This window comes from Leptothoe sp. EHU-05/26/07-4, from assembly GCF_043421015.1.
In the GTDB taxonomy this organism is placed as follows: Bacteria; Cyanobacteriota; Cyanobacteriia; order Phormidesmidales; family Phormidesmidaceae; genus Leptothoe; species Leptothoe turfae.
In genome coordinates, this window is record NZ_JAXSQV010000003.1 from 212,213 (window position 1) to 233,914 (window position 21,702).

Sequence of the window (21,702 nt, forward strand, 5' to 3'; positions counted from 1 at the left end):
AATCAACGTTTATTTACTAAACGATTGACTCAAATCTATTGACATTACATATAATTTTTGCAATGTTTACAAAAATATTTTAATGTAAACATACTTTACAATAGCTTTTGCATCGTATCAATTAACTGTTGAAGGTTACAAGGTTTATGGATGCAATGATTAACTCCAGCATCATAGTAATCATCCTGGCTGTTATCTATAAAAGGATCAATCAAAGCGATGATAGGAACAATCTTTAAATAGGAATTAAGACGGATTTGCTGAATAATCTCTAAACTATTATTTCCTAATACGTGGAGATCCATCAAGATCAAATCTGGGCTAGTCAATTGAGCAATATTACTAATTTTTTTCACATCTGCTGCAATTTGTAGACGGTGACCTTTTGCTCTTAAATAACTGGAAATTGTAATAATGTTTGCTGCATTTTCCTCTGCCAGTAAAATTAAGGAGGCCCTTTTCTTTGGAGCTGGCTTTGTGGTAACGCTGAGTTCAGTTTGTTTTTTTATGGCCGATACTTCATCATAAGATGTAACAACTTCGCACGGAATATCCATGGTAAAGCAGCTGCCCATGTCTGACTGACTGGAAACTCCAACTTCTCCACCATGAAGTTCAGCAATGCGTTTTACTAGCGCTAAGCCTAAACCAGTGCCTGGATATCTGCGATTTAACGATCCATCAATTTGGATAAAGGGCTGAAACAGCTGGCTAATATATTCAGGTGCAATACCGATCCCAGTATCAGTCACAGAAAATCGGAGAACTGTTTTTTCCACTAATGTCCTATTCTCTTTTTTAAAAGAGTTTTTGTCTCACCCTGAAGGCTCACGGCTAAGGTGATTCGTCCTTCTTCTGAGGTGAATTTAACGGCATTACTCAACAGATTAATCAAAGCCTGACGTATACGTCGCTCATCTAACCACACATCAGGTATATGGGGAGGAAATTTAGTCTCAATTTGAATTGCTTTTTTATAGGCCTGTTGTTTAACAAAGTCTAAGCTGGATTTACAGAGAAGAATAACGATGGTTGGCTGCAAATCTAGCTTCATCTGGCCAGATTCAATTTTAGCAACATCTAAAATGTCATTGATGAGTTCTAGTAAATGGGCCCCACTACGTTCGATCAGTTGTAATGGCTTAAGTTGCTTTTGATTAATTGTGCCAAACGCTTGCTTCTGTAAGCTTTCGGTCATACCCAAAATAGCGTTCAGGGGTGTGCGTAGTTCGTGACTCATATTAGCCAAAAACTCATCCTTAAGGCGAGTCGCACGCATCAGTTCTTCATTAGTGAGTCGCAGTTGTACTTCAGCTCGCTTTTGCTCAGTGATGTCACGAATAATTTTTGAGGCTCCTACAACTTTTCCTGTTTCATCTTTTAATGGGGAAATAGTAGCTGAGACATTAATGGGAGTTCCATTTTTGTGAAGATTAATCGTCTCAAAGTTTTTAATACGCTCTCCGTTAGTAATCCGCTCAAGAATCTGAGGCGCTATATCTAGACGATCAGGAGGAAAGAGAATGGATATGGGTTGACCGATGGCTTCAGTTTCTGTATATCCAAACAAATTTACAGCCGCTGAGTTCCAACTGGTGATAATGTCATCCAAGTTTGTGGTGATGATGGCATCGTCAGTTGATTCAACCACAGCAGCCAATAGACTTGCATTTTGCTGGCTCTGTTTGCGCTCGGTAATGTCCTGTACAAGCGCCAACACAGTGAAATGGCCTTCAAAATCTGATAAAACAGAGGTAGAAATAGAAATCGTCCGTTTTTGACCGTCTTTGCGATAAATCTCAGCTTCTTCAAGGGCTGGAACACTGTCCATACGTAGGTGCTCCATATATTGTTGAACATAGTTTTTTTGATCAACCGCATTAGAAATTAAGCCGGGTATAACCCCCAAATGGTTGACTTCCTCAATCGAATAGCCAGTAATCGCCTGCATTTTTCGATTCCAGATCGTGTGGCGAATAAAGGGAAACTCATCTATCTGTTGACAAACACAAAGACCCTCAGCCATATTTTCTAAAATTTGCTGACGAAACGTATTTTCCTTTTTAATAGTTGCTTCGGCTAATTTGCGATAACTAATATCTCTCACAAACGAAAAACAATATTCTTGACCGTCAAAATTTAGATATCTGGTATTAATCTCAACGGGATAAATATGACCATTCTTAGAGCGATGTTGAGATTCAAAGGTGAGCGATGATTCTTTTTTAAGAGTCTGCCACATCTTCACCCAATTTTCTGGAAAGACGTTTACATTGATGGCAAACACGTTCATCTGGCGAAACTCTTCCTGGGTATACCCTAGTTTGGCGCAGGCTGTTTTATTGGCATAATGAAAACTGCCATCTGAACGGATTAAAAACACGCAATCGGCAGCTAGATCTACGGCTGATTGTGTCATCATTAACGCCTTAGTTCGTTCCTCGATTTTGTCTTCTAACTCTTGATTAAGGTGCTGGAGTTTGTGCTGTGCTTGCTTGATGCTGGTTATGTCACGGGCAATTGCGTAAACAACCCCTGTTGTTACATCTGGGCTTGATCTCCACGACAGCCATTTATAGGAACCATCTTTACAGCGATAGCGGTTTTCAAAGTTGAGACCAATCTTATTGTCATAATTCAGACGATGAAACTCCTCTAGAGTGGCTATTCGATCCTCAGGATGAACAAAATTAATAAAGGGAAAACCGATTAATTCATCTTGTGCATGGCCAAGGGTGGTTTGCCAAGCAGGATTAACTTTTAGAAAATATCCTTCTGAACTAGCAATGCACAATAAATCCTGAGACAGATTAAAGAACCCCTCACGCTCTTGTTCAGCTTTTTTACGTTCGCTAATGTCTTGAATAATAGCGAAACAATGGGTAACTTGATTTTCCTGGAAATGGAGGGGATAAACCGTTATTTCAGCCCAAAAAAACGAACCATCTTTGCGACGATACCGTTTTTCTAATTCGAAGCTCTCAATCTTTCTTAAAAATAACTGGCGGATTTTTGAGAAAGATTCTTCCGTATCATCAGGATGACTAATTTCATCAACCCCCATGCCCAATAGTTCTGCTTGACTGTAGCCCATCATCTTGCAGAAGTAAGGATTGACAAAGGTTAACCCCATGGTTTGCAAGTTGGTTTCAACATAGCCCACCGTCGATTGAACGAAAGTAGCGTCGACCCGTGCTTCCCTTAAACGCTGAGATTCTTTGCGATCGCTAGACGTAACTCCGTGATCATTCCTGGAGCCATCCGATTTATCCGATACCAGAAACCGTTGGCTTTCTAATTGCATTTTCCGGGTTTCATTGCGCACGATTTCTGGCAAAAGCCCTAAATCATCCTGAAGCAAATAATCATGGGCACCTGCCTTGATGATCTCTACAGCCCTGCGTTCACCAGAAATGGCTGAAATTACAATACAAGGGGTATCAGGCTGGTTTTGTTCGATAATTGCGAGTGCAGCAAAAACATCAAATTCAGACAGAGCATTATCTAAAAAAATAATCACGCCCCAGGAGCGATTGGCTGTTTTTCTGTGTAGTGGCTCAGCCGTTTTCACCCATTCCCAACTAGGATAAAACCCACTGCTACGTAATACCTGCAATATTGGCAGCAGATGCTCTTCTGAATCTGCAATGAATAGAACGCTTAAACGCTCATCCATAATTAGAGCACTCCAAATAATCGACCAAGGTAACCATTAAAATATCGTGCTCTGACTGTAGTAGCCATTGTCGTTATCACAGTCTCAAGTTGTTAGAGCTAAAACTATAGATCTATTTATGTTCTCCCTGGTATATATAAAGTTATAGCCTAAACAGGCATGCGATATCCCACCCCTCGAACAGTCTCAATTAAGTGACTTCCTAGCTTTTTACGCAGATAGCCCACATACACATCCACCACATTAGAACCTGGTGCATGGTCGTATCCCCACACCCGATCCAGTAGCTGTTCACGACTAATTACCTGTCCTGGATGACTCAAAAAGGTCTCTGCCATGGAAAACTCACGGGCTGATAGTTCAATGAGCTTCTCACCAATGCGCACTAGCCGTGTACGCATGTTGAGTTCCACCCCATGATGACTCAGTATCCAGTCTTTCTCAGGATTGGCAAATGCCGTCGTCCGCAACCGAGCCCGAATACGCGCCAACAGTTCTTCAAATCGGAACGGCTTAGTAACATAATCATCGGCTCCAAGATCAAACCCGGTGAGTTTATCGGTCATCCCATCACGGGCCGTCAAAATGATGATTGGAATCTGACATCCCTGCCCCCGTAGCTCTTGAAGTACTGAAAACCCCTCTCTTCCAGGCAAACCTAAATCGAGAATGATCAGATCAAATTCGCCATTGAGGGTATGACTCAGCGCTTCAGATCCGGTCGCGACATGTTTAGTCATAAATCCATTACTGCGTAGCCCTTGCTCTAAAAAAAATGCGACCCGAGTCTCATCTTCAGCAATTAAAATCTGTCTCATCTGAAATTCTCCTGCATCCTAGCAAAGCTAGCTGCTCTCAATAACGCTTGATTACTATAAGAGTGTGATTGCTATACAAGCTAATCTGAATAAACTAATTTGATCACGAGTAGACTCAAAACCAGATCTTCAAGTAGACAAACAGGTATACCTTAAACAGTCGTCTAATTAAGCTAAACTTTTATACTTAATTAGCCTAAGGTATTTTACTTGGCCATTATCGTTGCGACAACCCAGGTTGAAATGTCTTCACAGATATATCTTGACAGATATAGTTTATTAATAGGTCGCCAATAGAGAGTATCTAAGAAAACTCTCATGGAAATGGCTTTCATGAGGAGAATCTAACCGTTCATTCACTTGCGTTTTAACAAAATCGACCATAATACCCAACATAGTGTTGTGGACTCAGGTCAGCTGCAGGGAATGGAGCTATATTTGCATCTATTCCACCTTATTCAACGAACGTATGTCTTTATACGAAGCGCTTTTTTTGACTCAGCCGTAATTTCACAGGATGACTATGCGCCCTTTAATTGGACTTTTGCTGGAAACCTATCCTACCGTATCAGAGACTTTTATTGTCAATGAGATCTTAGAGCTAGAAAGACAAGGGCTCGACCTACACATTTTCTCTTTAAGACCTCCATTTGAAGGGGATAGTCATCCTGATGCGGTCAATATTAAAGCGCCAATCACCTACGTGCCATCTCTGCTTCCTGAGTTTGATCGAGCTGCTGAAAAAGAGCTAGTCAGTACTCAGCTTGCTTTATTCGAACAAGATAGTGATGTTTATTTAGAAACCTTAAAGCACCATCTAAAGCGCGATCAACACCAACGGCTTAATGAATTTTTACAAGCAGGTTATTTGGCCCAGTTGCTGAAAGATTTAGGCATTATTCATCTCCATGCTCATTTTGCGGACATACCTGCAGCTACCGCAGAGATTGTGAAGGCGTTTTCTGGCATATCCTATAGCCTTTCAGTCCATACAAAAGATATCTATATTAAGGATACGGCTAGCCTTAATCGCCGTATGGCTAAAGCGAACTTTATTTGTACGTGTAGTGAATACAATCGCTGTTATCTAGATCGTATTTCCACCTCCCACACGCCTATTCACGTGGCTTATCATGGCATTGACGTTGGTCGCTTTAATCCTCCACCTAAACGTCAACAGTCAGATATTCCTCTCATTCTGAGTGGTGGTTATTTGTGTGAAGACAATGGATTTCAATATTTATTAGAAACCTTTCATCTTCTTAAACAGGAAGGCACGTCGTTTCAAGGCATAATTTTTGGTGATGGCCCCTTAGAGAATTCAATACGCCAGCAAATTAACCACTTAGGTCTTAATGGGCATGTCACTCTAGTTAGCCATATATCTCAGGAGCAGCTGATTGATTATTATCAAAAAGCGACTCTGTTTGTGTTGCCTTATCTGGTAAGCGACAGTGGCAATCGCGATGGGATTCCTCACGTATTGCTAGAAGCTATGGCAATGGAAATACCCGTTGTATCAACCAGTATTTTAGGAATTTCTGAGCTGATGCACTCTTACTACAATGGAGTATTAGTGCCTGAGAAAGACTCCCTATCCTTAGCCAAAGCTTTAGAGACATTAATGGAGCAGCCTGAGTTAAGTAGCACATTAGGCAAAGCAGGCCGCTTAACCGTGTTGGATAAGTTTAGCCTAGCGAGTAATGTAGGCGCTTTAAAAGACAATTTAATAAAAGCTGTACAGCCCCCCATGAGGCTGACAAATCAGGAAAATACGCTAGCGAACTTGCTCAAGTTAGCAGCTTCGTAGATGACATGCATACGCCACGTGCATATTTTATGGGCCGATAACAGTGCATCCCTACATAATTGCAGGCATACTATAAATCTTGTGTTTAGGAATCATGATTAATATCCATGGCGGGAATAATCAATGAAAAATCTACTGTTTTATAGTCAGCCTAGCCATGACATTGGGCACTTAATTCGTAGTATGGCAATTGTCCATAGCCTGACTCAAGAATTTAGAGTGTATGTCGTCAACAGTGGAGGGGTGATTCAGGATTTTCCTACACTTGAAGGTATTGAAATTGTTGACTTACCGACAACTCAAACAGAGTTAGCGGATTCTAAACTGTCTGTAGCTTCTTTGCCTACAGACAATATTTCAGACCGTCGCCGTAAGCGATTATTGGAACTTTGCGATCGCATCCGTCCTGCTGCTGTCATTGTAGAGCGATTTCCCTTTGAGCATCATCACCTTGCTGCTGAGATCATCCCTTTACTAGACAGATCTAAAGACTACGGAGCTCAAACTATCTGTAGTCTGGGTGACATTGTTATTTCACCCACCAATAAAGCCGATTATGAAACTGAAACCTGCCAGCTGATCAATCAATACTTTGACCAGATCTTAATCCATGGTGACCCTAGCTTCATTTCACTGAATGAAAGTTTTTCTTGCATCAGAGAACTCACCTGCGACATTCACTACACAGGCTATGTAGTACCGGATGTAGATCGAGAATTCTCCCCTGAAGCTAAGACTAAGCCAATGATACTCGTGACCGTTGGAGATGGTCGTTTAGGGCATGGGCTATTGGATTGCGTCGCTCAGGCCAGTCAGTATTTAGAAGATAAAATCCCCCATCATATTCAAATATTCACAGGGCCATTTGTGCCCATGGACATTTACAGACGTCTGCAAGCAATGGCAATACATTGCTCTAATCTCACCGTACAGCGGTATACCTCTGACTTACTTAGCTATATGGTTCAAGCTGATTTGGCCATCGGCATAGCCGGATACGACATGACCCTAAATGTTCTACAAACCGGCACTCGGGCAATGCTATTACCGTTTGGAGGGAATGTTGAACCGGAACAAACACGAAGATTAGCTCGCCTACAAGAGCGCGACATACTTAAAATTATCGAACCAGAAGAACTTGATCCAATTCTCTTTTCTTTTGAAACTCTTGCCATGTTGAACCGTTATCCCAAGCCAAATGATATCTGCTTACAGGGCGTTAAGATTACAACGACTCTGGTTAAAGCCTTAGTGACTTTAAAAAAGCCATTTAACTTACTCAATCCAACCCTAGAACCTCTTCCATGTAAAGACAGCTATTGATAGGAGCAGAGGCTAATATAGCTTGGGTATGCTTTCTCTCTCATTAGGTTAACAACTTTTGAATTGATAGCGTTAACTGTTTGAGTTTAACCGGTTTACTGAGATAAAGGTTAGCCCCAGCCTCTAAACAACGCTCTCGATCTCCTGTCATAGCAAGGGCTGTCAGCGCAATGATGGGGATTTTAGTCAGAGCAGGTAATTGGCGAATGTGTCGGATGGCTGTTAAACCATCCATGCCAGGCATATGGATGTCTATGAGAATAATATTGGGTAGTTCAGCCTGAGCTAACTCAATGGTTGCTTGACCATTTTTTGCCACTTGAAGGCGATAGCCTTTAGCACGCAGATAACTGGAGAAGGTGAGAATATTGGCCTCGTTGTCTTCCGCCAATAGGATGAGGGGAGCTACGGTGGGTTGTTCGCTTTCAGGAGTTGTTGGATAAGACTCCGGCACAATTTGAGATATGGGATCACTAAGCTCAGAGATGGTATAGGGCAGCTCAATGGAAAAGCAGCTACCTACGTCGACCTCACTGGTGACGGCGACTTGTCCTCCATGGAGTTGAACAATCCGTTTTACCAGAGCTAGCCCCAGTCCAGTGCCTTCATATTGTCGATTGAGATCACTTTCAATCTGGACAAAGGGTTGAAACAACTTTTTCAGATGGTCTGGAGCAATGCCCATGCCTGTATCGGTCACGGCAAAGCGTAGGTATTTTTGGTGGCAGGTCTCGTCCGGTGGCAATGGCTCCACTTCGAGGGTGATGTGTCCCCCTTCCAGGGTAAATTTTACAGCGTTGTTCAACAGATTAATCAAAACCTGGCGAATCCGCCGTTCATCAACCACTATATCTGGTAAGTTTGAGGGAACTTTCTGGTGAAGCTGGATGTTTTTCTTCAGGGACTGTTCTTTGACAAAGGCCAAACTAGACTTACAGAGATATGTCACCGCAACGGGAGAATACTCTAGCTCGATTAACCCTGACTCCACTTTGGCCAAGTTGAGAATGTCGTTGATCAGTTCCAGCAGATGCGATCCACTGCGTTCAATGGTCTGTAACGCTTTTAGTTGTTGCCCATTAATCTGGCCGACAACCTTCTCTTGTAGTACCTCGGTCATCCCCAGAATCGCATTTAGGGGGGTGCGTAGTTCGTGGCTCATATTAGCCAAGAAAGCACTCTTAGCTTCGTTGGCAGCTTCAGCTTGTTCTTTAGCAACTTTCAGCTCATAAGCCCCGGTTTCGGCCTGTTCTTTGGCAATTTTCAACTCATAGGTCCGTTCTGTTACTTCAGCTGTGAGTTGGCGATTGTAACTTTCGATGGCTTGAACTCGCCAGCGATAAATCCCGATGACTGCGCCTAATCCTGACACCACTGCCAAACTGCGAAACCAAAGGGTCTGCCACCAGGGGGGGGTAATCGTGATTTGTAGAGCTCTACTAGTTTCATTCCAATAGCCATCACTGTTACTGGCCTTGACCCGGAAGGTATAGTTACCCGGGTTAAGGTTGGTGTAGGTGGCAAAGCGACGACGACTGTCGACCCATGTCCAATCTTGATCAAAGCCCTCCATCTTATAGGCATATTGATTGTGTTCAGGAAACCAGTAGCTCAACGCCGCAAAGGCAATGCTAAATACTGACTGATCGTGACTCAGGGTAACCTTATTGGTAACACTGATGTCCTGGGTTAACGGAGACCCCTCCTGACCAAGAGGGATTGACTGATTGAACAGTTGAAAGTCGGTGAACACGACCGGCGGTGCGAAACTATCATTGATTAATTGATTGGGGTAAAACGCATTAAAACCAGCAGTGCCACCAAAAAACATTTCGCCCGTTCGACTTTTGTAACCAGCACTCGCAGTAAATTCTTTACCTTGTAAACCATCGTGTGCACCGTAATTTCTAAACGTGAGTGTCTCGGGATCAAATTTGGAGAGTCCTCGATTCGTGCTGATCCATAGATGGCCTTGATTATCTTCCAAGATGTCACGAATGGATGCACTGGGTAGACCATCTTTCTCTCTATAACTGGTAAATGCGCCCTTGGCCGCATCAAACCGACTTAACCCGGCGGATGTGCCAATCCATAATGTACCTTTGGTATCTTCATGAATTGTATATACGGTATTGCTCGGCAAGCTGTTCTGAAGATCGTTTGGATTGTGTTGATAGCGGGTAAACGTTTTAGCCTGAGGGTCAAATCGAGTTAACCCTTTATGCCAGCTGCCGAGCCATAGAATACCGGACGGGGTAATATGAATGACTCGTACATTATTATCACTCAGACTGTTGGCATCATTGGGGTCGTGGCGGTAAGCACGAAACGTTTCGGTACTCGGATCAAAATGATTAAGACCACCCGCTCGGGTCCCCACCCAAATGCTGCCGTCATCGTCGACCTGAATAGATAAAACACTATCGTCTGGATCGCTCAAGCTGTTGACATCATTCGGATCGTGCCGATAGGTCGTAAACCGGCCACTGGCCCGATCCAAGCGATTCAATCCGGTGTGACCAACACCGCCCACCCAGAGATCACCCGCCGCATCTTCATCAATGGCTAAAAAATCTGTACCAGCCCCCAGGCTATGGGGGATTGTCGGTTCATGTAAATAATGGGTAAATTGCCCTGTCTGACGGTCAAATTTTTCCAGCCCGATCTGAGTGCCCAACCATAGTGCACCGTCGCTCGTTTCATAAATGACCTGAACAGACGGATGATTTAGTCCATTAGGATTATCTGGGTTGTGTTTGTAGTGGGTGAATTTGGCAGGAGTGGGATTAAAGATATTCACCCCACAACACAAGCTCCCAACCCAAATGACGCCAGAGCGATCTTGATATGTGGTGATCTTATCGCTAGGACTGATGGTGGATGCATCCGATGGATTGTTTACCAAATGAGTCCATTGCCCCCGCTCAAGCTCACGTCTAGCAAAGCCATGTCGACCATTGACCCACATAGTTCCTGTGCGATCGACTAGAATTCCCCTCAGCTCAGGATTAAGGACGCCAGGAACCGCATAGGGTTGACGGGTAAATCGTTCTGTTTCTGGATCTAGGATATAAAGTCCAGTTTTGGCCGTAAACCAAATCAGACCAGAGGCATCTTCATAAAAGTTCTGGTTATTGCCCCAGTCAGCGTTCAGGCTTTTCCCGGTCTTCGGATCGACTGGGAAACGGGTAAACTGCCCCGTGATCGGATCCAAACGGTTGAGCCCCGAATGAAACGTACTCACCCAAAGCTGCCCGATCCGATCCTCATGAATGCCGACAACTTTGTCACCACTGAGACTGGTGGGGTCATTTGGGTCATACTGGTAGCGAGTGACGTTACCTGTCTTTGGATTAAAGCGGTTAAGACCGCCTCCCCAGGTACCAACCCACATAGTCCCAGCCCGATCGTGATAGACACTGACAACATCATCACTACTTAAACTATTGGCATTGTCAGAAGCATAACGGTAATGAGTGAAGGTTTGGCGGGCGTGATCAAAGCGATTAAGACCGCCTCCGAGGGTACCAACCCATAGAAAGCCCTCCTGGTCAAGGGTGAGCGTACTCACCAGATTGTGACTCAAACTGCTGGGGTCATCCACGTCATTGTTATAGACCACCGTGGTGCCGCCGTCGTAGCGAGTCAGCCCATCCCAATGACCAAACCACATAAAGCCATGGTTATCTTGCACAATTGCCCGTACTCGGTTGCCCGCCAGACCGTCCTCTTGGGATAAGTGATTAAACTTGATGTCATCAGGCCTGCGAGCATAGGAAGGTGATACCGCATTCAAAACAAACCCAAGGGTGGTGATTAAAACGGCAATCCTTCTCAACATAACGGGTGGAGCAATAGCATCGACATAACGCTTACCGACACTAACGTTTTCTAGATATTTCTCTAAATAAACCCTCCTAATCATAACTTTACTGCTTTAACTTCAAAACCTCGACTACCTGAAAAATTTAATTTCTAAAGGAAAAATACAAGATTCATGCATAGCTGGAGTTTGGGTTCTAGCTCAAAGAACACCTCATTTATCCGATCGAAGTCATGCACACCAAGCTTTATCAAGAATATTTTCCACGTTGCAGCCGTTATCTAGACGTCTTTATCTATCTATTTTTAGCCTCTGTGCGATCGCACCCACCACCTAAGCACAGATCATTGCCGACAGAACTCTCTCCATATTAATTCGATGGGTCCAGACTAATTCAAACTTGACCGGAACCGATTGAATGGTTTTGGATATCTGCTGCCATTCCACTCTTAGCACGTTTAGGTTCCATGGCCATCGACACTACACCCTTGCTTCAAGTAAAATCAAAGTTCTCTTACCCAAATTAGAATAAGCGGTGCATTCGTTGGCTAACGACTCTCACATGAATCCTGCACACTTCTAAACACCATTCTTGGTATACGTGAGGCTGCTAATTAATCTACTCAGCGATGCCGTTAAAATCTTACCAGCAGGGGGTTTTGCCACCTTAAGATTGATCATAAACAACAGTCTGACAAGACATCTAACGAGACCAGCGATGCGGAGACATCTAACTCCCGCAACATCTTATTAAATTTTCTTGTCATTAACCCAGGCATTGGTATTAAATCTGATTATATGCAAAAGCTATTCAAACTCTTTATTCAAACTGATGATGCGCTTAGCCGATAATAAGTTAGAACAGGCCTAAAAATCGCTTTAATAAAACGCATTGCTGAGCTTCAGGGCGGTAAAGGTAAAATTATTAATAATATTTGAACAGGGGGCAGGTTTACCTGAGTACTTGAGCAAACCAGTTAATTTAGGGCAACTTGCCATTACTATTGAGAAGCTTTTAAGCGAACAAACAAACGCTCTATGAAACAGCCCGTTATTTTAGTGATTGATGATGAAGTTAGTCATTTTGACATTATCGAGGCCCTCTTCAATCGTCAGGATTATCAGCTTTATTATGCTGCCAGTGGAGAGGATGCCATTGTATCTCTAGATGCATTTAAGCCCGATCTAATTTTGCTCGATGTTCTCATGCCGGGTATTAGTGGTATCGAAGTGTGCCGTCGCATCAAGGCATCACCCCAATGGCAGAATGTTCCTATTATTGTAGTAACAATATTAGATACTAGAACAACAGTAACATCTTGTATCAACGCAGGTGCTGATGACTTTCTTACTAAACCGGTTGACTCGCTCAAGCTGCGCACTTGTGTGAACTCCATGCTTAAAATTAAACAAGGATATGACACAAACGAAACACTATCTCGTATCCAATCAAATACAATTAATCTTTTAGAAAGTACCCTCGATGATTTACGAGCCAGCTTAGCTTCTCAATTATCCCACCATGATCTGTGCGATCGGATTGAGCAATCGGCCCAACGTTTAGAAAATCTAACAGTCAAGTTTCAGGTTTATATGGAGTTAGAGCTTGCTGCTAGTCAACCAAGCTCTTTAGAATTTGAAGAGAAGCAAAGCTTGAGTAGGGCTGTTGAACTAACAGCCCCTCTCGCACGCAGATATAACCGTAGTAATGACCTGGTCTTGATAATTGAGGATGCCGAAATTGCACTATCGGCTCGATATCTATCAATTATTCTCAATGAGTTACTCGATAATGCCCTAAAATTTTCTCCACCAGAAACACCTATTGAAGTTAGAAGTGAAGTGACAGAAGATTTTGTGACTCTATTCATCCGTGACTCAGGGCAAGGGATGACAGAAGAACAAATTGCCACCATTGATGACTCAATCCAGTTTGATCGGAAAGCTTATGGGCAAGAGCATACAGGGCTAGGATTGAAAATTGTCAAAAGAATTGTTGCCCTTGTTGGAGGACAGTTTGTAGTGAGAAGTAGTTATCAGCAGGGAACAATAGTAAGGCTGACCCTACCAATTACAGGGAGTTAGCTCCCTTTGAATGAGTAGTTTATCCTAATGAGCTATCAGATCTTGAGGTCCAATGCTGCTATGTATCTTACGGGCTCATCTTTACAAAAGATGTCCTAAAGTATAACTGCATACATCATTCAATATTTAAACCGTGTACTGTCTGAAAAGTCAGGCTTTTAGATTACCTCAAGAGAAATTGATTTATCTCGGCTTAAGTGTTTTAGGCCTTGTGGCGCAAGTGACATTAGACAAATTGCTTGAAAAGCTCAGGTTTATCATCAGTGCCAGTAACAGGTAGTACTCTTGGTGAAAGTCCTGAAAAGCTGCATTTACAAAGAGCCCACCATCACTTGAGAGTACTCTTGTGGCAAGTATTCTGATTATTGAAGATGAACCGCATGCTGTTTCTTTTCTATCGAAAGGATTGCAGCAACTGGGGCATCGAACGTTAGCCGTGAATAATGAAGAGAGAGCCATACCGTTAGCTCTCTCTGACATGTTTGATCTGGTTTTGTTGGATTTGGTTCTGCCAGAGTTAGATAGTGTATCAATTCTTGGTGCAATACGTGCCCAGAACTTACAGGTCCCTGTGATAGTTGTGACAGCCTTATCTAGTGAAGAGGAACGGCTACGGGCTTTATTTTTAGGGGCTAATGAGTACCTTGCTAAACCCTTTAGCTTTGAGCGTCTAATGGCATATATTCACACATACGTGTAAGTAGCTACGCAGTATGAAGAGATATCTGGGATTTACGCTCAACATCAGTACGAGCTGTGAAGATCTCACTAGCATTCATTGATAACTTGCCACGCTTTCAACAATTTCACTACTTGATCATCCAAAACATCCTTTAGCTCACTGCCACGGATACCATACTTTTCGTGCCTTGCCCAGTAACCATCAGTAGATTGGGCAGCTAATTCAATAGCAAAGGAGTTTAATTCTCCATCAATATTTGCTTCTCCCGCTTGAAATGCATCGTAATTATAGAGATTTACCAATAAACAGCCAGCTTTCTTTTGCCAAAGACGGTCACAGTAATTAAGCACGGCTGAACTGGGTGGAAGCTCCTTCCAGCCCTTCTGTTCCAGCCACTCAGCTAGGTCCGAAAGGGTTGATGTTTTTGCTATCCGCGCTTGCATTTGGCTCCTTTATGATTTCTTAAATGTCTTCGGAGTAGCGACACTTGATTTGTTCATCATAAAGTCAGAAAAAGAAAAAGATTTCTGACATAGGTGAAAAACAGCCAAGTGACATCTGTCACTTAGTAAAGTGATGTCCCAAGTATAGAACACGATTATATACTAGGCTGCGCTGTCTGGGGAGAAGTTGCCTGAGAACCACAAGACGGTTAACAATTACGGTGATTATCTTAAGTATGCATGCAGGTTTAAACTCAATAAACTAGTCTCATATCACATACTTAGTCAGGTTAGTGGATTATTTTAATAAGTTTGATAGATTATTGTTCTCTTTAATATTTCATATTAGCTATCTATGATTAGAGATCAGGCATCGTTTGCTGTAAGCCCTATCCTGTAACTGAAGTCAAATGTCTACTTAGAGATAAAACAACAAAAATTGTTATAAAAACTAAAGAAGAATTTCTAAGCTGCCTGATTCGACCAGGTAAGGGCATAGATTAATTCATATAGAGGTGTTTGTCTGAGGACGTTCCCGCCCCTCTTGGGTGTAGTCAGTAATTTACGCTCTAACTTGTAAAGGTATAAATTGTCTTCAAAAGTGGGAATGGTAGTCCCAGCTATTTGCCAGCCTCTTATGGCTTGAGAATACTGACAATTGCCTGCCTATGCAATGCTGCCGCAAACGCCTCATCCAAAGGTAAATGCTTTACTAACAGACGATAGTAGATCGGCCCATACAGAATATCCATCGCTAAATTTGGGTCTATGTCTGGGGCAAATTCACCAGACTCGATACCCTGAAGAATTATGTGTCGGGCAGCATTGCGTCGAGGCTTGAGAAAGCGATCGCAAAAACTTTCCAATGCCTCCGGATCACACTGTCCCTCAGCAATAATTTGTGCCACAATCCGACCCACATCACCACTCAGGATCTTGACCACCTGGCGCATCTGCAATGCTAAAGATGCCGACGCAGTATCCGTTTTAGGAAACGGCAGACTTGGCTCCACCTGAGCTAAAAACGCATCCACAATCACCGCCGCCTTACTGGGCCACCAGCGATAAATTGTTGTTTTACCCACCCCAGCTTCACGGGCGACAGCCTCAATAGAAACCTTGCGGACGCTATATGTCTGCAGCAATTTCCACGCTGCTGTCAGGATTGCCTGCTTCGACTCCCAGGAACGGGGTCGTCCAACCGAGGCCGGCTGGTTGGATTTGGCGCTGCTTTTCTGACGTGGCATACTATTTACCTCAAGCTTTTCAGGTTTTTTGATTATACATACGATACGAATCGTACAGAAATTATCTCAGAAGTGTTGACATTTCCGATACGAATCGTTTAGAAGATATATATACGAAACGCAACGTTTTTATTTTAGGTATGGTTTCAAAGATGATCTATTTAACTGTCTTGACGTTTGTTGAATAAGCCAATGGTGAAACGAGAAGAGCACGACACCCATTCCACAACAGAAAATTCACCCCATGACCACACAACAACAAAAACAAGCACTAGTAACCGGTGGCAATCGCGGCATTGGATTTGCGATCGCACAGGGCCTCCTCGCCAAAGACTACAAAGTAATCCTCACCTCGCGCGCGCTCAACAGTGCCAAACAAGCTGCCAAAACCCTCAACGGTCCCGTCATTCCCCTCGAATTAGACGTTAGCGATGACAGCTCCATCAAGCAAGCGGTTCAGACACTTAAATCCCAAGGCATCAACCACCTAGATGTATTAATCAATAATGCTGGCGTTTACCCAGATAACAGCATCGACATACTAACCATCTCCCGCGAGTTGTTAGATTCAGCCATGCACACCAACACATTTGGCGTGGTATGCATGGTGCAAACCTTCTTACCTCTGTTAGAAGCCGCTGAGAATGCTAGGATAATCAATGTTTCCAGTGGTATGGGAGCGCTGGATGGCCTCACCACAACAGCACCTAGCTACTGCCTTTCCAAGCTAGCGCTCAACGGTGCCACTATCATGCTGGCCCAATTACTAAGGTCTAAAAACATTGTTGTGAATGCCATGTGTCCAGGCTGGGTCAGAACCGATATGGGAGGATCCTCAGCACCACGATCACCAGAACAAGGAGCAGATACGGCCATCTGGTTAGCCACCGAAGCTTCTGGGAAAGACAGTGGTAAGTTTTGGCGAGATCGCAACATAATTGATTTCTAGAGACTTTGTATGCAACGTCTCTACATCCAAAAAATGCCCCTAAAGGAGAACGTACAATGAAAGCTGTTTGGTATGAAAAACCAGGTAATGCAACAGAGGTTCTAGAATATGGTGATATGGAACAGCCAGCACCTGGTGCTGGAGATGTGCGAATCAAAGTGCATGTTTCCGGCATTAATCCCTCTGATACCAAGTTTCGCAGTGGTTGGATGGGGCTAAAACAACCCTACCCAAAAACTATTCCCCACAACGATGGTGCAGGGGTGATTGATGCCGTAGGAGAGAATGTGTCACCTGAGCGCATCGGAGAACGGGTGTGGATCTACGAAGCCCAACGACACTCAGCATTTGGCACAGCTGCAGACTATGTAGTGGTGCCTGCCCATAAAGCAATGACGATGCCCGAGTCTCTGGACTTTGCAGCAGGCGCTAGCTTAGGTGTTCCAGCGATGACGGCACACTTTTCCGTGTTTAGTGATGGTCCCATTACTGACAAAACGGTGCTGGTGCATGGAGGAGCCGGTGCCGTTGGCATGTATGCCATTCAACTAGCTAAATGGGGTGGCGCGAAGACAATCTTGGCGACAGTGAGCAGTGATGAGAAAGCAGCCGTTGCCAAACAAGTGGGGGCTGATTATGTGATTAATTATCGGCAGGAAAACGTGGTCGCAAAGGTTCGCGAGATTACCGGAAAGTGGGGGTGCGATCGCATCGTCGATGTTGCCCTGGCTGCCAACATTGACATCAACGCCAAACTTGTTGCCCGCAATGGCGTGATTGCCACCTATGAGTCAGGCAATGCAGCTAAAGTAGAAATTCCTTTTTATGAACTGCTCTACAAAAATGCCGCCCTCCGTACAGTGCTGGTTTACGCCATGAGTGACGCAGCCCATGAGGCCGCTGCCCGCGACATTAATCAGGCTAGTCGCGATGGTGCCCTTCAACATTTGATCGCAGCCCACTATCCCTTAAACGAAACCGCCGCTGCCCATGATGCAGTGGACAGCGGCAAACTCATCGGCAAAGTTGTTATTGATATCACTTAACAGGATACACGACCCAACTCATCAAGCACTGCCCCTGAGATCCCATTGCAAATATGCGTGCTATTAAGTACCTACACCTGCAAGAATAAAATTGATCGCCGTTTCCGTTTGCTGCTTGACCATTTCAGAACTTAGGGTAACCGTCTGGGGATCTGTAGTAAGTTGTTGAAATATAACAACAAGATCAAGATCTGAGGTGGCAGTACTTTATTAAATCCCTGTAGGGTGGAGGCAATGCCCATCCTAACCGCTGATCAGCATGAGTGCCCTTAAACCTTTCTATGTCAATAATTTAAGGGGGATTCGAATGTAAGCTAGATGTAGCGACGACAATAAGAGTAAAAAGATGACTGCTACTCGATTTTCGGGTGAAACTATTCTTGTGACTAGGCCCGTAGACCAAGCCGATACCTTTGTCCAACAACTTAGGGGTCAGGGAGCCAATGCGATCTCACTCTCGGCATTGTCGATTCAGCCACCGTCTAGTTGGCACGAGCTCGACCAACAACTTTCCCGGCTATCGGAGTTTGATTGGTTGATTCTAACTTCGGCTAATGGGGGCAAGTTCTTTATTGAGCGTTTGAGATCCCAGGGCTATTCACTCCAAGACATTGCCACAGTCAAAATTGCGGTTGTCGGTCGAAAAACTGCAATTTTCTTGCAACAAAAGGGGCTGACACCCGATTTTATTCCACCTCAATTCATTTCTGATTCGCTGGTAGAACATTTTCCTGATCGCGATCACTTGAACGGGGCCCAAATTTTATATCCCTGCTTGGAAGATGAACGACGGGACCTACTCATTACTGAACTTTCTTGCCTAGGGGCTGTGGTGTGGGATGTTCCAGCCTACCGCTCTGCCTGTCCAGAGGATATTGAACCGGACACGCTACAGGCCCTCAAGCAAGGAATTATTGATGTAGTTACATTTGCCAGTCCTAAGACAGTTCGATGCTTCCAACAACTCCTACAGGCCCATCAAAATAAGCTGGGCGCATTGCCAGAACAGCTATTGGAAAAGGTGGCGATCGCTTCTATTGGACCACTAACATCTGAAGCCTGTCAAGAGATCTTTAGTCGGGTAGATATTCAGCCTAATGAGTACTCTATAAATGGTTTAACCGCAGCGCTGATTCAATGGGCCGCAGCAAGAGGATCTGCATTTGAGGCAAAGCAAACGCGTTTGCCCATCAACTAGCAGGAAGAGAGTTACGTTACAAAAGATTGAGTAATGGCCCGTCATTCCTGGGGGATTTCGCTATGATCATGGGAGTTATTTATTGAGAAACATTCTTAATAAATAACTGATCCTGTGTCTGGAAGTAAACTTAATTAGCATGTAAGAGATCAATCATGGATTCCCTCACTCTCAAAATTATCTTCTTAGTTTTCTTCGTATTAACAGGGATTATCCGCAAACCCTATCAACGGGAGATTAAGGAGAATACCATCATCGATAACCGTAAAACCCCTCTAGAGAATGGCCTGTTAGCATTTGTTCTGCTGGGGATGTTTGTTTTGCCGCTGATTTATATTGTTACGCCACTGTTTAATTTTGCTAACTATTTTCTACCGATTTGGGCGAATGTATTGGGCATTTTGATGTTTGCGATCGCGCTCTACTTATTTTGGCGTTCTCACCATGATCTCGGCAAAAACTGGTCACCCACATTGCAGGTTCGAAAAGACCATACATTAATTACCAACGGCATTTATCGATCTATCCGCCACCCCATGTATACCTCGCTCTGGTTATGGGCCACGGCCCAAGCACTATTATTAACAAATTGGATTGCCGGTCTTTCAGGCATAATTACGTTTGGTTTTCTATATTTTCTCCGGGTGGGTAATGAGGAGAAAATGATGCTGGAACAATTTGGTGAACAATATCAGGCATATCGGCAACGGACGAAGCGGTTGGTCCCGTTTATTTTTTGATTGTTTGACCATAAGCGCCATATATCGCCCCCTCCCTGACAGCGATTAAGGTAATTTCTAACGGTATGGCAGAACGAGTGCACAGCTTTTGAGCAAATTATCGTTACGCGATCGCGTTGCTGCAGCCCTACTAGCACAACGATAATTTGCGGCATTACAGCTGCACTTGGGACAATAATGATAGAGACAATAATAATAGAGCCCCACTTCTGGGCGATAGGTAGAACATAACCATCCATGGAGCACACCGAAGCTCAGACCGACCTGCAAGACACCGCCACTGGCATCTTTGCCTGGCTACCTCAACTCAGACGCGAAATATGGATTCTAGCGACCGGGCAGTTGCTTTTATACATCGGCCAGGGATTTACCCTGGTCTATGCCTCGATTTACTTTGTCAACGAACTTGGCTTTTCTCCGACTCAAGTCGGGTTAGCCTTAAGCAGTAGCGGTCTGGCTGGAATAGTCGGACGTTTTTGGTCCGGTTATGCCATTGATTCTGATTTTTGGGGTCGTCGTCGAACGCTGATGCTATCAGCCATGATTACGGCGTTAGCTTGTTTTTGTCTTGCCTTTGCCAATACCTTTGTGCTGTTAGTTTTAGGCAATCTGCTGTTGGGGTTAGGAATCAGCTTATACTGGCCTGCAAATTTATCCATCACAACAGACCTGACCACAACAGAAAACCGTACAGAAGCCTTTGCCCTAACGCGGCTAGTGGATCATCTGGGCCTTGCTTTGGGTGCTTTACTCGCTGGACAATATGTGGCTATGTCTGGTAACTATAGCATTCTGTTTATCCTAAAAGGCTTAACCTACGCCCTATTTGCTGGGGTGATCTATGTGGCAATTGCAGAAACACGACAGCCCCTCGGTGACGTGCGTAACGTATGGCAAGATTGGTGGCAAGCATTTCGCGATCGCAACCTCCTCACCTTCCTCAGCGCCAATATCATCTTTACTATCTATGCCGCCCAGTACACCAGCACCCTACCTCTGTACCTCGCCAACTTTATCCCTGGTGGCAATACAGAAATTGGCTTCTCAGAACAGTGGATCAGCTACTTCTTCGTCTGGCACGTTGTCCTAAAAGTTGTTTTTCAGCTCCCCATCACCCGTTTAGTCAAAACCATCAACCATGTCTCCATTATGTTAGTCGCCCTCATCATTTGGAGTGCTGCTTTCTTTTTGCTGTGGCTTGTCGGCAATATTGCAATCGACCCACTATTGATAGCCATCAGTGCCTTTAGCCTCATCGCCCTGGCCGAAATCCTCTATTCACCAGCAGGGGTTTCTCTTCTCGGTGAAATGGCACCTTCAAATTTGCGAGGGATTTACTTTTCCCTAGAATCTCAATGCTGGTCCATTGGATTTACGGTTGGCCCTGCCCTAGGAGGCTGGGCACTGGATCATCCTGAGACGATGGGGACTAATCTATGGCTATATTTGATTACTGGAGGTTTTGTCGCCAGTTTTATTTTGGTGGTATTGAAGCAGAAATTAACAACTGTTGAGGAGTCTGATCTTATTGTTGATGGGTTTTGAATAGTAGAGAGAAAGTATGTTGACTGGCTGTAACCAGTACAATATCTGTTGCATGCATGCCCAACAAATCCACGCAATTTAATCACTTTTCCTAAACAGCAATATTAATCTTGTTGCTTCTAGAGTAGAGCTGGAAGTAACAAGATTACGATTATTGCTTGGCTTTAAAAAGGATTAACCAATGTTGTATTTAAACAAGAAATGGGAATCTTAAAGTCATCCATTATTTACCTCTTCATTCCCTTTTCCCAAGACTGGTAAAGACCAGACTTAAAGCCTCCAAGGATTTGAGTGTAGAGGTAGATGTTAAGTAGTTA

At 43.9% G+C, this 21,702-nt stretch carries 15 protein-coding genes; 9 read left to right on the top strand and 6 right to left on the bottom strand.

The genetic code is table 11. From position 1 onward, the window contains the following. Nucleotides 1-95: 95 nt before the first annotated feature. From U2F10_RS08730 to U2F10_RS08740, 3 genes are all read right to left on the bottom strand, one after another. Entirely contained in the window at nt 96-779 is a 684-nt protein-coding gene (locus tag U2F10_RS08730) for an ATP-binding protein (RefSeq protein ID WP_499871754.1), read from the bottom strand. Next, nucleotides 779-3,676 carry a PAS domain-containing protein gene (locus tag U2F10_RS08735; RefSeq protein ID WP_499871756.1) on the bottom strand — a complete coding sequence of 966 codons (2,898 nt, stop codon included), beginning with the start codon at nt 3,674-3,676 and terminating at the stop codon, nt 779-781. Before U2F10_RS08735 ends, U2F10_RS08730 begins: the two co-directional genes overlap by 1 nt. Nucleotides 3,677-3,825: 149 nt before the next feature. After that, nucleotides 3,826-4,494, bottom strand: a complete 669-nt coding sequence (locus tag U2F10_RS08740; RefSeq protein WP_006513955.1) for a response regulator transcription factor — start codon at nt 4,492-4,494, stop codon at nt 3,826-3,828. A gap of 523 nt (nt 4,495-5,017) precedes the next feature. Between U2F10_RS08740 and U2F10_RS08745 the strand changes: the two genes are divergently transcribed. After that, complete coding sequence (locus U2F10_RS08745; protein WP_499871758.1) at nt 5,018-6,304, top strand: glycosyltransferase; 1,287 nt, start codon at nt 5,018-5,020, stop codon at nt 6,302-6,304. A gap of 123 nt (nt 6,305-6,427) precedes the next feature. Continuing rightward, a complete protein-coding gene (locus U2F10_RS08750; RefSeq protein ID WP_499871760.1) occupies nt 6,428-7,627 on the top strand; it encodes a glycosyltransferase family protein in 1,200 nt (399 codons plus the stop codon). A 43-nt stretch (nt 7,628-7,670) separates the two neighbouring features. Here the strand turns inward: U2F10_RS08750 and U2F10_RS08755 are convergent, their stop codons facing one another. After that, complete coding sequence (locus U2F10_RS08755; protein WP_499871762.1) at nt 7,671-11,552, bottom strand: hybrid sensor histidine kinase/response regulator; 3,882 nt, start codon at nt 11,550-11,552, stop codon at nt 7,671-7,673. Between the two features lie 936 nt (nt 11,553-12,488). Between U2F10_RS08755 and U2F10_RS08760 the strand changes: the two genes are divergently transcribed. Next, nucleotides 12,489-13,535 carry a hybrid sensor histidine kinase/response regulator gene (locus U2F10_RS08760; protein ID WP_499871764.1) on the top strand — a complete coding sequence of 349 codons (1,047 nt, stop codon included), beginning with the start codon at nt 12,489-12,491 and terminating at the stop codon, nt 13,533-13,535. 346 nt (nt 13,536-13,881) lie between these two features. Continuing rightward, entirely contained in the window at nt 13,882-14,235 is a 354-nt protein-coding gene (locus U2F10_RS08765; protein ID WP_163699411.1) for a response regulator, read from the top strand. Between the two features lie 68 nt (nt 14,236-14,303). Here the strand turns inward: U2F10_RS08765 and U2F10_RS08770 are convergent, their stop codons facing one another. Beyond that, nucleotides 14,304-14,660, bottom strand: coding sequence for a hypothetical protein (locus tag U2F10_RS08770; protein ID WP_163664000.1), 357 nt, complete (start codon nt 14,658-14,660; stop codon nt 14,304-14,306). Nucleotides 14,661-15,295: 635 nt separating this feature from the next. Next, the gene (locus U2F10_RS08775; protein WP_163699409.1) at nt 15,296-15,907 is read right to left on the bottom strand and encodes a TetR/AcrR family transcriptional regulator; all 612 of its coding nucleotides are present in this window, start codon (nt 15,905-15,907) and stop codon (nt 15,296-15,298) included. Nucleotides 15,908-16,151: 244 nt separating this feature from the next. Here U2F10_RS08775 and U2F10_RS08780 point away from each other — a divergent pair, with 244 nt between their 5' ends. The 5 genes from U2F10_RS08780 to U2F10_RS08800 all read left to right on the top strand — a co-directional run bounded on the left by U2F10_RS08780 (nt 16,152) and on the right by U2F10_RS08800 (nt 21,385). After that, nucleotides 16,152-16,856, top strand: a complete 705-nt coding sequence (locus U2F10_RS08780; protein ID WP_499871765.1) for an SDR family NAD(P)-dependent oxidoreductase — start codon at nt 16,152-16,154, stop codon at nt 16,854-16,856. A 56-nt stretch (nt 16,857-16,912) separates the two neighbouring features. Next, complete coding sequence (locus tag U2F10_RS08785) at nt 16,913-17,902, top strand: NADPH:quinone reductase (RefSeq protein ID WP_163699404.1); 990 nt, start codon at nt 16,913-16,915, stop codon at nt 17,900-17,902. Nucleotides 17,903-18,248: 346 nt separating this feature from the next. Beyond that, nucleotides 18,249-19,100 (top strand): uroporphyrinogen-III synthase, encoded by an 852-nt coding sequence (locus tag U2F10_RS08790; RefSeq protein ID WP_499871766.1) that lies wholly within the window; start codon nt 18,249-18,251, stop codon nt 19,098-19,100. 155 nt (nt 19,101-19,255) lie between these two features. Then, complete coding sequence (locus U2F10_RS08795; protein WP_499871768.1) at nt 19,256-19,840, top strand: protein-S-isoprenylcysteine O-methyltransferase; 585 nt, start codon at nt 19,256-19,258, stop codon at nt 19,838-19,840. Nucleotides 19,841-20,077: 237 nt separating this feature from the next. Further along, nucleotides 20,078-21,385, top strand: a complete 1,308-nt coding sequence (locus U2F10_RS08800) for an MFS transporter (protein WP_499871770.1) — start codon at nt 20,078-20,080, stop codon at nt 21,383-21,385. Nucleotides 21,386-21,702: the final 317 nt, after the last annotated feature.